Genomic DNA, 12,825 nt, shown 5'->3' on the forward strand with positions numbered 1-12,825 from the left:
TCCGCGACCACCTCTCTATTTGGACCCATAGGCGCTGACGTCAGACAGAGACGTTTTTGATACATTGCGCGATGCCCGCAAAATGCTTGAAGAATGGCAGGAGGATTACAACTGGCGCAGGCCACATTCAGCCTTGGCGAACCTGACCCTGATGAAATTCTTGTAGAGAAAGACGATGGACAAGATGACCGCCAAAGGTCAAAGATTTAATCCCAAGGACTCCGCCCAAGCCGGAGGGAACTTGGGGCGCAAGTCAGACTGAAAGATGCTGACGTAAAAATATCCAAGGATGGCAAAGGTCACTGCCCCCCCCTCTCATCGTTTGCAAGTAAACGACTGCCGGGCAATCGACAACCGAATGATCGAACGGCTTTGGCGTTCCCTCAAGTATGAGTGCATTTATCTGAACGCATTTGAAACGGGCTCAGAAGCAAGGATAGGGGTCAGAAAATGGATGACATACTACGACACGGAATGCCCACACTCGACACACGGAATATTGACGTCAGACAAGACATATGAATACAAAAAGGAACCCATGAGAGACGCAGCATAAATCAAACCTTGATCCACCTTAGCAAGGCTGCACACTGGTCGAAAAGATAGGACCATCTCTTAGCCCGTTGCACGCGCGCGCATGGCACGAAAACCGGGTAGCAAAACCAAGCTGACAGCCAAAATCAACAAGCCCAATGTCATCGGGCGTTCCCAGATGAATGACATACCACCATAAAGCTGCATTGAACGGGAGAAATTGTCCTCCATCATACCACCCAAGATGAAACCGATCAAAAGTGGCGGCAGCGGGTAGTTCGCAAATTTCAAGGCAATACCGCAGACACCGAACCCAACAAGCAACAACAGTTCGGTAGCGTTGTTTTGCCCGATATATGCCCCCATCAACGTGAAGAAGAGGATGAACGGGATCAAATAATTGCGTGGAATTGCAAGAACTTTGGCGATGTAGGGGATCAACGGCAGGTTCAGGATCAACAACACAAGGTTGCCGATGAACATCGACATGATCACGGCCCAGAAAATCTGCGGTTCGTCGATCATCAAACGCGGCCCGGGTGTAACGTTAAGTGCGATAAGCGCGCCAAGCAGGATTGCTGTCGTACCAGACCCCGGAATGCCGAGCGTTAACAGCGGCACAAACGACCCCGTACAGGCCGCGTTGTTGGCGGTTTCGGGCGCTGCGAGGCCTTTGATCGACCCTTTGCCAAATTCGTCTTGTTCATGTTTGGGGGCGATGTTGCGTTCCACGGCATACCCCAAGAAGCTGGCGATTGTGGCACCGGCACCGGGCAAAACACCAATGAAAAAACCTTGGACAGATTGACGTGCTATGATCGGCGCGATGGCACGGGCTTCTGCGCGCGTGATGCGTAGCTCTTTAATTTCGCCGCCACTGTCGCCCAGATTTTTGGGTTTCAGGACAAGGAATATTGCCTCAGGCAGCGCGAACATCGCCATCGCAAGCGTGACAAAACCAAAGCCCGATTGCAGGTCCATAATGCCCATTGTGAAACGTGGCAGGTTGAACAGCGCGCCTTCACCAACCGTCGCCATAATCAAACCGAACACCGTCATCAACAACGCTTTGGCCACTTGGCCTCGGCCCGCAAACGCGGCGATGGCGGACATGCCTACAATCATCAGCGCGAAATATTCAGCAGAATGGAACAGCAACGCCACAGACGACAGCATCGGCGCGAAGATCATCAACAAGATGGCGCCAATGGTACCACCAGCGAAACTGGCGATTGCGGCAATGGTCAGCGCCTTGCCGGCCTTGCCTTGTTGCGCCATCGGGTAGCCGTCGAAACTTGACGCGACCGTGCCTGCCACGCCAGGCGCGTTGAGCAAAATAGATGACGTCGATCCACCAAAAATCGCGCCGTAATACACACCGGCAAGCAGGATCAAAGCGGCGGATGGATCGCCCATCGAAATGGCAACCGGGATCATTATAGCGATGATCGACATCGGCCCAAGGCCCGGCAACATGCCGATGAATGTGCCAATCAAACAGCCAGCAACGACGAGTAGAAGGTTTTGAAAAGACAGGGCCGTTTGCAGGCCAATCAGAATACCTTCGAGCATGTTAGCCCCCTATCAAAGCAATGATGAAAGCCGGAAGTGGCCGCATGTAAATACCCAAAACCTCTTGCACGAGGTACCAGACAACAAACGTCGCACTGAGCGCTATCAGCAACATAATGTGCCATTTACGCTCGCCCAAAATGAACGACCCAAGCAGCAAGAACGAAGCGGTGGAAATCAGAAAACCGATAGGGCGCAGGCACAGCGCGTAGACCACCATAAGGCCAAGCAGCAGCAGCGCTTGGCCAAGTTTGTATTCGTGCAGGCGGCGGTAATCGATCTCGCCTATCTTTTCCTCACCCTTCTCAAGACCAAGCAGGATGATGAACGCAGCAACCGAGCCAAAGACCGACAAAACTTTGGGGAAGGTGCTGGGCCAGACCGGGTTGCGGCGCATGAAGGGCGCGAGGCCATCGTCCATCGTGAACCACGCAGTGTAGCCATAAGTGAGGCAAATACCCAAAAAAATAAGCGCAATCCAACGATCCAAGGCCATACGTGTATTCCTTAATTTCAGATGTAGAAATGGCGGAGCAGTTGACCGCTCCGCCATGTAGGCATCTTAGAGGAAGCCGAGTTTGGTCATCAGATCGCCAATGACTGTTTCCTGCTCTTCAAGGAAGACGCGGAAATCATCGCCAGGGTTATGGATGTTGACCCAACCGTTACGCGCACGGACGGCTTCCCATTCAGATGTGTCATACATTGCAGCAATTGCCGCTTGGTACTGGGCCAGCTTTTCATCAGACATGCCAGGTGCGCCGAAGAAACCGCGCCAGTTGATGAACGTGGTGTCGATGCCCTGCTCTATCATGGTCATTGCGTCTGGCGCTGCGGCTACACGCGCGTCAGATGTCACACCGATGATTTTGACTTCGCCAGCGTTTGCCAGATCAACCGCCTCAGAAAAACCAGTCGACAGAGCCACGATTTCACCCGACAGCAATGCTGCCATGGCTGTACCACCAGCGTCATATGGAATGTAGTTCACGCTAAGTGCGTCACGACCGGATGCTTCCATAACCATGGCTGCAACAAGGTGGTCCATGCCACCCGGAACCGAACCGCCGCCAATCGGTGAGGCAGATGGGTCCACGTCATACACAGCAAGGAATTCTTCCATGTTGTTGATCGGGCTGTCTTTTCCGACAACGACCGCCGCATAGTCACCAATCGTGCCGGACACCAGCGTCAGGTCACGAAAGTTAAACGGGAACACGCCAGTCAGCGAACGGATCACGATTGGGGTCGAATTGACCATCAATGTGCCTTCGTTGCTTTCGGCATTTTCAATCAGATAACCAATGGCTGTACCGCCACCGCCACCGGACATGTTCTCAAAGGATGCAGTCCCGATCAGGCCGGATTCTGTCAGCGCCTCGCCAACACCCCGAGCAGTACCATCCCAGCCACCACCGGCGCCGCCAGGAATCAGAAAGTGGATACTGTCGAGCACTTGGTGACCATCAGCAAATGCCGGTGTTCCAAGGCCAAGCGTAGCGACAGCAGTCGTTATCAGGGCGCGACGGCCCATTTTCATCATTGTCATTTTATTCTCCCATTTGGTAGCCGTTCTCCCAACGACACCGTGTTATAACACAAACACGTCAACCTGACACAAACCTGTCATCAGGCCGAAAAGGCAACCGGCACCATGAAATATCTTCTCGTTGAAGACAATCTTGAACTGGCAAATGCGATCTGTTCGCGGATTGGTTTGGACGGCCATACCGTTGACCACGCAGCAAGAATGGCAGACGCCATCGCGTTTGCGCAGACTGGCGAATATGATCTTATTTTGCTTGATATTATGTTGCCCGACGGGGATGGCCGCAGCTTTCTAAAACAACACCGCGCGGCCAAGAACGACACCCCTGTCATCGTTTTGACTGCCAGAAGTGAGGTCTCCGATAGAATTAGCTTGTTGGATCTTGGTGCGGATGACTATGTCACCAAGCCGTTCGACCACGCTGAATTGCAGGCCCGTTGTCGTGCTGTTTTGCGCCGTAAAGCAGGCGCATCACAGACCACGATCAAAGTCGGAGATGTCGAGTTTGATCCCGTCGGTGGGCATCTTACGGTCAAAGGAAATGTGATCAATCTGCGCAACCGCGAACTGCGTTTGCTCGAAATCTTGATGAACGCCAAGGGTCAGGTTTTTCACAAACAAAAATTGGTCGACCGTTTGTACTCATATGATGACGACGTATCAGAAAATGCGGTTGAAGTTTATGTCGGTCGTTTGCGCCGCCACCTTGAAGGATCGGCAGTACAGATCACGACGTTGCGCGGCCTTGGCTACAGGCTCGATCATGACTGAGGACGCCATTGTTTTCGGGTCGCTACGAAACCGTTTGGTGGTGATCCTAACTGGCGGCGCGGCGCTTTTGGCGATTGTGCTGTTCTTGTTCGTGCGTGGCTATGCAGCACTGATCACACAACAAGGCCAAGACAATATCCTCAGTGCTTCAGTTTCGTCGATTTTGGGCACAGCTGTACTGCGTGATGGCAATGTAGAGTTGGATTTGCCCTACGCATCCTTGTTGATACTAAGCACGCCCGCCGATGACCGTGTGTTCTATGCGATCTATGCGGACGGCGCGCTGTTGTCGGGCTATGACGACTTGGAAGTGCCGCAGTTGCAGGCAGGGGATGAGGGCTCTTTTGCGTCGCTGACCTACGACGGCGCGCAGATCCGCGTGGCAACTGCGACCCGAACATTGATTGGCGCGGATGTCCTACGACAGGTCTCCGTCTCCGTGGCACAAACCCAAGATGCGTTATCAGATAAACTTAACCGGATTTCACGCAATGTTGCTGTGTTTGGTGCGGGCTTCTTCGCATTAGCGACGGCGCTGTCGTTCTGGGCGACGTCGGCAACCATCGGGCAGCTTCGCAGGCTGACAACGTCTGTAACGCTTCGGGGGCCGCAAGACCTCAGCCCGTTTTCAATACCTGTGCCGTCCGAAATGGCACCACTGGTAGGTTCGCTCAACACCTTGATGTTGCGCTTGGATCAATCGCTCAAACAGTCTGAGGACTTCATCACTGAGGCGGCGCATCGTGTTCGAACCCCGCTTGCGACGGTACGATCTTATGCGGAGGCCACACTGCAACGTGTTCAAAACCTCGAAAACCGCAATGCTTTGCGCGCAATGGTGCGCGCTATCGACGAAAGCTCCCGGGCGGCGGGGCAGCTGTTGGATCATGCGATGGTCACGTTGCGGGCGGGAAACCTGAGTCGTGAAGCCGTCGACCTTGTGGCGTTGCTGGGGGACCTTGTGCAGCGCATGACCCCCATCGCTGAGATGCGCGATGTTACCTTGAAACTGGAACCGTGTAACCCTGCACAGATGTTGGGGGATCCTATCTTGCTGCAAAACGCATTTTCCAATCTCATCGATAACGCGCTGAAATATGCGCCCGCTGACACTGCCATTGTGATCTACATTCACAACGCTCCGACCCTGACCGTGGATGTCAAAGATCAGGGCCCTGGCTTCCCATCCGACGAGATTCACAAGCTTGCTGGACGGTTCGTGCGCGGAAGCGATACAAGCGGTCATGTCGGGTCCGGACTAGGCCTGACAATTGCACAAGACGTGGCCTTGGCGCACGGGGGCAAAATGATCCTTTCCAACAGACCCGGGGGCGGCGCATGCGCTACTTTGCAGTTTTAGTCTTTGCCCTTGCCCCCCTGATGGGCCATGCTCAGAACTGGGAAGACCACCAAGTGTTTGGCGCGTCAAACGCCACGAGCACGTTGCGAATTTTGTCGAGCACAGACACGTCTTTCTTTGCGCCAATAATCGACAGCTTCACCGCGCAGCGACCAGATATCGAGGTACAATATATTGTGACTGGCACCTCAAATCTGGACGACGTGTTTCGACAGGACCCCGACCAATTCGACGTTGTAATATCAAGCGCGATGGACCTTCAATTGAAGCTGGCGAATGACGGATTTGCAGCGCGACTGGTCGGTATTTCACACCCTGAATGGGCGCAGTGGCGGGACAGCCTTTTCGCTTTCACCACAGAACCCGCCGCAATTGTCATCAACAACGCAGCCTTCGCAGGACTACCCATTCCGGCCACACGCCAAGACTTGATCGAAGTCTTACGTGCAAACTCTGACACTTTCCTCGGAAAAGTGGGGACCTATGATGTGCGCCAATCGGGGTTGGGCTATTTGTTCGCCACCCAAGATGCGCGCGCATCTGAGACGTTTTGGCGTTTAATGGAGGTGATTGGTAGTTTAGATACGCAGCTATATTGCTGTTCGGGCGATATGATCGACGATCTCATGACCGGGCGCATTTTGGTGGCCTATAATGTGCTGGGCAGCTACGCGCAGGCGCAGGCGGACACGGCAGATGTGCTCACCGTGATCTTGCCTTCCGATTTTCCGACAACGATGATGCGATCAGCCCTTGTTTCTAAAGCCGCACCACAACCCGCGCTGGCCGAGGACTTCGTGAAGCATTTGATTCGACTGCAATCTGACGGCTCGCCACAGGACTTTCCATTGCCGTCATTGGGTGCGTTTCAAGACACGACAGGTCGCGCGTCTATCAGTCTTGAACCAGCTTTGATGACTTACCTCGATGCGCTAAAACGGCGAACATTCATCCGCGAATGGGAGAGCGCTATTATCCAAGATCGATAAATTGACGCCTTCTGCGAGCGGTTTATCCGTCTTACCGCCCATCCTTGAGTGATCATTCCGAAGCGCCACCATCCTGCAATCAAAATCTCCTCAGAAGAAATGCAATCTACGCACATGCAACGACCGGTGGCTTGGTCCGGTGTAGTAGATGTTGGAATATGTTGCGGCTCAAGCCCTCAGGTCTAGGCTTGACTGTCAGGTAGCGGCACTTTTTTTTGGGGCCTTTGTCTTGGCTTGAGCGTCCCACCATTTTTATATTATTCAACAGTATCAGTGGCAGTGATCGCGCGTGCGCCATTCCATATCGCACGAAGGCTTCGCGTTGCTGAGTTGGCAATTGAGGGGCTCGGCATACAAGACATTGATGCCTGTTAATCAATTTTTCGTAGGTTCGACCCCTACCGCCGGAGCCAATTATAAAGACTTTCCAGTTATAATTGGTAATCATCTGGCATGCAGCCACGAAAACACCCACAACCCAATCAATCTTAGGTTAATGTGGTGACATAGACGTCAAAGCACCCAAAGCAAAATGCTTTGCTGCGCATGTGAGATACGCATCAAGGAATCAACTATCCTAATGATCGAGCTATACTTGCGCCATGATATCGTAGAATGGACGGAAAGCAGAACTTCGCTTCAGTCGTGACAAAGTGCGGATCAGCCGGACAAAGTGACCTTTGACTACAAGTTAGCTAAAAGGGAATGACACTGGGTCTTACTATGAAGTAAAATCGGGAATAATCTGCCAAGAAAAAACGCGAATTATGGTTGGCTTTTTGTATCGGCTAGAGCCGACCAGAACACACACTAATACAAAAAGCCTCGATGACCTCTTGCATGTCTGACGTCAGCGCTTCTGGTGTACGTCGTCAGGGTTTTTGGCACCAAAGGCGGCTTAAATTAAGAGAGCGTTCGGCTCATCTGGTTGGTGTCATTATGTGGCGTGCAGGCTGTGATGCAAGCGGCGCGCTTCGAGTGTCTTTCGTTTGATCCTTTCCCTTTGTTGTAGAATGGCTTTGTCACGGCCGAAGTAGACGTCAGACGGCGTGACGTTGTTCAGACTCTCGTGGAAGCGCTGGTGGTTGTAGTGATCGACGAATGCTTCAATTTGGGCTTCAAGATCACCTGGCAGGAAGTAGTTTTCCAAGAGGATGCGGTTCTTCAAGGTTTGATGCCATCGCTCGATCTTGCCCTGTGTTTGCGGATGATATGGCGCGCCGCGAGAATGCTTCATGCCTTTCCCTTGCAACCACTCAGCCAGGTCACCGGATACGTAACTGGATCCGTTGTCGCTCAGCAGCCGTGGTTTGTGAACGACGTGAACCTGATCACAGCCGGACGCCTTAAGGGCCAAGTCGAGCGTGTCAGTCACGTCCTCAGCCCGCATATTGGTGCAGAGTTTCCACCCTCTCGGGACATTGCTGCGCAATACCCTGCCGGGCAGCGGAGATGATGTAACGGCTGTAATCGTCTAGGATCGTACTGAGATAGAACCAGCCCCATCCCAGAACCTTGAGATAGGTGAAGTCAGTTTGCCAAAGCTGGTTGATCGCTGTGGTTTTGTCTTTGAACGCACTGGCGGCTTTCATGACGATGAAGGCTGGGCTGGTGATCAGGTCATGCGCCTTCAGCATACGGTATACGGAAGCCTCTGATACGAAGTAGCTTTCCTTATCTGTGAAGGTCACTGCCAGTTCACGCGGTGACAGTTCTGTCTCTTCCAGCGCAAGGTCCACAACCCGACGTCGCACCTCGTCAGGAATACGGTTCCAGACGTGCTTTGGCTTGGGAGATTGGTCTTGCAAGCCAGCCTCACCACGCTGCCAATACCGATCATACCAACGGTAGAATGTGGTGCGTGGAATGCCGAGCTTGGCCAAAGTCAGGCGGGCCGGCAGATGCGACCCCTCGACCAGCTTGATGATCTCCAGCTTCTCTGATGCGGGATACCTCATTCGTGGTCGCCCCCACCGTCGAACATGCTTTTTTTGAGCAAGCGGAGTTCAAGTGTTTGCTCCGCAACGACTTCCTTCAGATCACGTGCTTCACGGCGCAGATCCTTCACCTCGTCGGTTGTGGCGGCGCGGGCGGTATCGCCCGCAAGGCGCTTCTTACCGGCCTCCATAAAGTCCTTGGACCATTTGTAGTAGATGCCTTGGGAGATGCCTTCACCCCTCTCGTGCATGTAAACATGCACTGCCGGGCAGTGGACGACACAGCTCGGCAATGCTGTCTTCCCCACGCAGACCGTCTAAGACGATCCTAATCTTCTCTTCAGATGAATAATGCTTGCGGGTCGCCCGTTTGATATCTTTGACGATCTTCTCGCCCGGGCTTTTGCGTGTTCCAGTTGTCTGTCTCATGTCCCACTCCTCAGTGGTTACGATGAGCCAACAACACTCTCTTATCAAATATGCCTATTTGGACCCAGAAGCGCTGACGTCAGACAGTCATCAAGGTCCCGCTGATATATTCTGTGCCGTAACACCTTCGGAATATCGCTAATTTAAGGCTATGACTGCCTGCGCAGCCCCAAATAACGCAGCAGGTGGTCATAGCCGTGCCTCAGGTCCCTACGGTGGTTTTGTACAAACCACACCGCAAAGGAGACCAACTATGACCGATATCATTATTACACAAACTGCGCCCGTTTTGGTGGCCATCGATATCTCGAAGGCCCGCGACGAAGGTCTCATTGCTATTGCGGACAAGAAGCGCTGCCGTCGTTTGACTGTTCTGAACCAGCTAGACGACTTCAATCGTCTAATCACATCGCTTGCCTGCTACGGCCGCCCTGTCCGTGTAGCTTTTGAAGCAACGGGTAATTATCACCGTGCCTTGGCTTATCATCTTGCCGCAGCAGGTTTTGAGTTGAAGTTGGTGTCATCTGTGGCCCTGGCCAGAACGCGAGAGGCCTTGCACAACAGTTGGGACAAAAACGACCCTAAGGATGCCCAGGTCATTCTTCACATGATGGAGATCGGGAACGAGCAGTTTTATCATGCCCCCCTCGTGCGTGGCACTAACGACATCCAAGAGCGTTCCAAAACGCATGACATCGTATCCAAGTCGAAGACCGAGTTGTGGCACCGAGTTGTGGCACCGAGTTGTGGCACCGAGTTTTAACCCATTATCTGCCGCTGTATTTTCCTGAAGCTGATCGTTTCCATCGCAGTTCTCGCAGTTCTCGCAGTGACTGGTTCTTTGCTTTCCTTGAACGTTATCCGTCACCACACTTGATCTCAGCCATGAGCAAGGAGGCATTCATCGCTGACGCTTGGGATGTGGTGGGCCTCAAGGTTGCAAAAGAGCGTTTACTTTCAGATATCTACGAGACTGCCAAAGTATCAGTCGGACTGCCGGTTGCCGCAGATTCCGACGCGATAAGCATGTTCAAAAGGAACGTCAGAGTAGCCCTGCTACAGATCGCCTCGCAGCACACTAAATCAGGTCAAAGGGGGGTGGCCGGATGCCCCGGAACCCCCGGCCGGATCAAATCGGTATGGGTGGCCGGATTGCCCCGGAATACGCAATGCTTTGACAATTTTGGCAGAAGCTGGGGATGTACGGCGCTTTCGTCATCACCGGCAGTTTTTGAAGTTCTGTGGAATGGACCTTGCGACTATGCAATCAGGTACATTCAGAGGGCAAACCAAACTGTCAAAATATGGCAATGCTCGGCTTCGTCGAACGCTTTGGATGGCTGGACAGGTTGCTATTCTGCAGCGCACCAACAGCTTCCGCGACAAGTTCGAGCGCTACATCGCCAAAGACCGTCACAACACCCATTTGCGCCGAAAGGCGTACACCGCAATCGCAGCGAAGATGGCCCGAACCGTTCATGGGATCATCAAGCACGGCGAACCATATCGCCCCTTCTTTGAGGGGTGATCGACAGCAGTAGGACCTTTCTCTGTAAGGGCCGTGGAGGCAGACAACTGACCTCGTAGATAATGTTTAGGCCTTCTGCTCAACGACCCAAAGATCTCGTCTTAAGGACGGTGAGAGCCGCAAAAGCGTACTCTGTGTTTGTTATGGGAGAGACAGTTCGTTGACCAAAATGCCAAACTGAGCAATGCTTCTAACGTGTCGAGACGCCTCGATGCGACAATAACCTGACGCCAATTCAGCTAATCATTCCGCGCATAGGACGTTATCGACACGTATGGTTTGGGGTTTGCCGCGCCACTCGATGATCTGGTTCAGGCTCCGGACGACGCGTTCCGCGGGCAGCGAGACGTCCACGTCAATGCACAAGCCTTCACGATTGAAGTCATCCAAGACGTTAAGAGTTCGGATTGATCTGCCATCTGCAAGCTGATCCGCCATGAAATCCCCTCTCATCGATTGCAAAGCAATCAACTGCCGGGCAGTGATAGACCAAGTATCGTTTGGCGCGTCAGGCACGGCCAGGCGTTCCAGCCAATCTGCTCTCTCCTCATTCTCATCACTCAAGATCGGGCTGTACCGATAGCAGGTCTCGCTGATTTGGAAGGTACGGCAGGCAAGTGCGATACTGGTGCCCCACATTACGAAGCATTCATGGCCATCCACTGACCGGCAGGTGACTGGCAAATTCACCGAGAGGGAATCGTCGGTGAGACGGCCTTATCGCTTTTTTCCGAGCGCCTCCTTCAGAAGATCGTCTCAGACATGCTCATCGCAGCATACATCCTCTTGAGACGGCGGTTTTGCTCGGCCATGTCCTTCATCTCGGTGATCAAGGACGCATCCATGCCGCCGAACTTGGCACGCCACTTGTAAAAACTGGCGCTGCTCATCCCATGCTCTCGGCACAGATCAGAGACCGGCGTACCCCCTCTGCCTGTTTCAAAATGCCCATGACCTGTGCGTCGCTAAATCGTGCTGTCTTCATCAAAAATCTCCTCAGATATCTTGCCGAGAAAATTCCAATTTTGAACACCATTAATTTTAGGGGGGATTACCGCTGGACCCACTTGTTAAGCGTCGAAAGTCCAACCCCCAAATCCGATGAAAGCTGGGGCCGCCCCTCTCGTCGATACTGCGTATCAACTGACGGGCAGTGGTTAAACCACTGGTCGTGGCGATCCGCACCGCATCACGGCGAAACTCGTCTGTATATTTCTTTGCAATTCGTTCTCTCCTTCATAGCAAACATTGCTCGAAAGAGACCGGAACTAAACCGTGGCAAGACCAGGCTGGCCCAAATACCTTAGTCGTCTGGACAGAATTACTCGGCGTTTAAACCCCATTTATCGCCAAGGTCGTCGAAGAACCCCTGTTCCTGCTTCAGGCTGATCCATGTGTTCACATAATTGATCCAAACCTGATCGGCCTGCGGCAACAACATCGCCACTGGCGTTGGCGAACGGCCAGCGTCCACTGGAATGATCATCAGATTTTCATATTGCTCAACAAGTGTAGCAGCTTCGATGTTTGACGTAATGCTAGCATCGGCACGGCCTGACAGGACCTCTTGAAAGTCGCGAGCCGGAGCTTCTACGATGCGGTGGGTTGCAGCGGGGAAGTACTGTTTGACTTGTGCTTCTTGGGTGGTGCCAAGCGTTGCGGCCACAGACACGCCTTCAACGTTCAAATCATCCCAGTTGGTAAAACGATCTGCATTCTCTCGCAATGTAAGTGGCACGGTCACAAGTGAAAAGTAGCTATCGGAATATCCGGCTGCCTTGGCACGGGCTGGCGATACCGACGCCGACCCTGTGATATGATATTGACCGGACGTCACACCAGCGACCAGTGTCTTCCAGTCTGTCGGTACGAATTCAATTTCGACACCCAAATCATTGGCCAGCATCGTCATGACGTCGATATCATAGCCTACGTATGTATTTGTAGCGATGTCACGCATCGTCATCGGGTTCCAATCGCCCGTTGTGCCAACTCTAAGAACCCCCTCAGATAGGATTTCGTTTAGGGCAGATTGTGCAGTTGCCTGTACGGCACCCGACGCGAAGATCACGGCGGTGGCGATTATTTTAAAGAATTTCATGGGTTTCCCTTCCATTGTACTAGTTCCACATAGTACGGCGGCGCGAATTGGAAAT

General features: G+C 52.9%; 8 protein-coding genes and 4 pseudogenes. 6 read left to right on the plus strand and 6 right to left on the minus strand.

The window, feature by feature from the left end:
* The first annotated feature begins 82 nt into the window (after nt 1-82).
* Together OAN307_RS31315 and OAN307_RS31320 are read left to right on the plus strand one after the other, a co-directional pair.
* On the plus strand, nt 83-166 hold the full coding sequence (locus OAN307_RS31315; RefSeq protein ID WP_083902999.1) for an integrase core domain-containing protein: 84 nt from the start codon (nt 83-85) through the stop codon (nt 164-166).
* 174 nt (nt 167-340) lie between these two features.
* Nucleotides 341-556: pseudogene (locus OAN307_RS31320) on the plus strand (integrase core domain-containing protein); the annotation flags it as partial.
* Nucleotides 557-615: 59 nt separating this feature from the next.
* Here the strand turns inward: OAN307_RS31320 and OAN307_RS13095 are convergent.
* The 3 genes from OAN307_RS13095 to OAN307_RS13105 form a co-directional block, all read right to left on the minus strand.
* On the minus strand, nt 616-2,106 hold the full coding sequence (locus OAN307_RS13095) for a tripartite tricarboxylate transporter permease (protein WP_015500188.1): 1,491 nt from the start codon (nt 2,104-2,106) through the stop codon (nt 616-618).
* A 1-nt stretch (nt 2,107) separates the two neighbouring features.
* Nucleotides 2,108-2,602: a tripartite tricarboxylate transporter TctB family protein gene (locus OAN307_RS13100; protein ID WP_015500189.1), complete on the minus strand. Its 495-nt coding sequence runs from the start codon at nt 2,600-2,602 to the stop codon at nt 2,108-2,110.
* 66 nt (nt 2,603-2,668) lie between these two features.
* Nucleotides 2,669-3,655, minus strand: a complete 987-nt coding sequence (locus OAN307_RS13105) for a Bug family tripartite tricarboxylate transporter substrate binding protein (protein WP_015500190.1) — start codon at nt 3,653-3,655, stop codon at nt 2,669-2,671.
* Nucleotides 3,656-3,760: 105 nt separating this feature from the next.
* Here OAN307_RS13105 and OAN307_RS13110 point away from each other — a divergent pair, with 105 nt between their 5' ends.
* From OAN307_RS13110 to OAN307_RS13120, 3 genes are read left to right on the plus strand one after another with little or no spacing between them, the layout of a single operon-like run.
* Nucleotides 3,761-4,426 (plus strand): response regulator transcription factor, encoded by a 666-nt coding sequence (locus OAN307_RS13110; RefSeq protein ID WP_015500191.1) that lies wholly within the window; start codon nt 3,761-3,763, stop codon nt 4,424-4,426.
* Nucleotides 4,419-5,786, plus strand: a complete 1,368-nt coding sequence (locus OAN307_RS13115) for a sensor histidine kinase (protein WP_044043702.1) — start codon at nt 4,419-4,421, stop codon at nt 5,784-5,786. Before OAN307_RS13110 ends, OAN307_RS13115 begins: the two co-directional genes overlap by 8 nt.
* On the plus strand, nt 5,765-6,775 hold the full coding sequence (locus OAN307_RS13120; protein ID WP_015500193.1) for an ABC transporter substrate-binding protein: 1,011 nt from the start codon (nt 5,765-5,767) through the stop codon (nt 6,773-6,775). The genes OAN307_RS13115 and OAN307_RS13120 overlap by 22 nt, the downstream gene beginning before the upstream one ends.
* Nucleotides 6,776-7,712: 937 nt before the next feature.
* On the opposite strand, the pseudogene OAN307_RS13125 reads toward OAN307_RS13120, so the two are convergent.
* Nucleotides 7,713-9,141, minus strand: a pseudogene (locus tag OAN307_RS13125) (IS3 family transposase).
* A 253-nt stretch (nt 9,142-9,394) separates the two neighbouring features.
* Between OAN307_RS13125 and OAN307_RS31325 the strand changes: the two are divergent.
* Nucleotides 9,395-10,728, plus strand: a pseudogene (locus OAN307_RS31325) (IS110 family transposase).
* 202 nt (nt 10,729-10,930) lie between these two features.
* Here the strand turns inward: OAN307_RS31325 and OAN307_RS26450 are convergent.
* Together OAN307_RS26450 and OAN307_RS13150 are read right to left on the minus strand one after the other, a co-directional pair.
* A pseudogene (locus OAN307_RS26450) lies at nt 10,931-11,654 on the minus strand (transposase); the annotation flags it as partial.
* Nucleotides 11,655-11,990: 336 nt separating this feature from the next.
* Nucleotides 11,991-12,770, minus strand: coding sequence for a transporter substrate-binding domain-containing protein (locus OAN307_RS13150; RefSeq protein WP_015500197.1), 780 nt, complete (start codon nt 12,768-12,770; stop codon nt 11,991-11,993).
* Between the last annotated feature and the right edge of the window lie 55 nt (nt 12,771-12,825).

The organism is Octadecabacter antarcticus 307 (assembly GCF_000155675.2).
GTDB lineage: Bacteria > Pseudomonadota > Alphaproteobacteria > Rhodobacterales > Rhodobacteraceae > Octadecabacter > Octadecabacter antarcticus.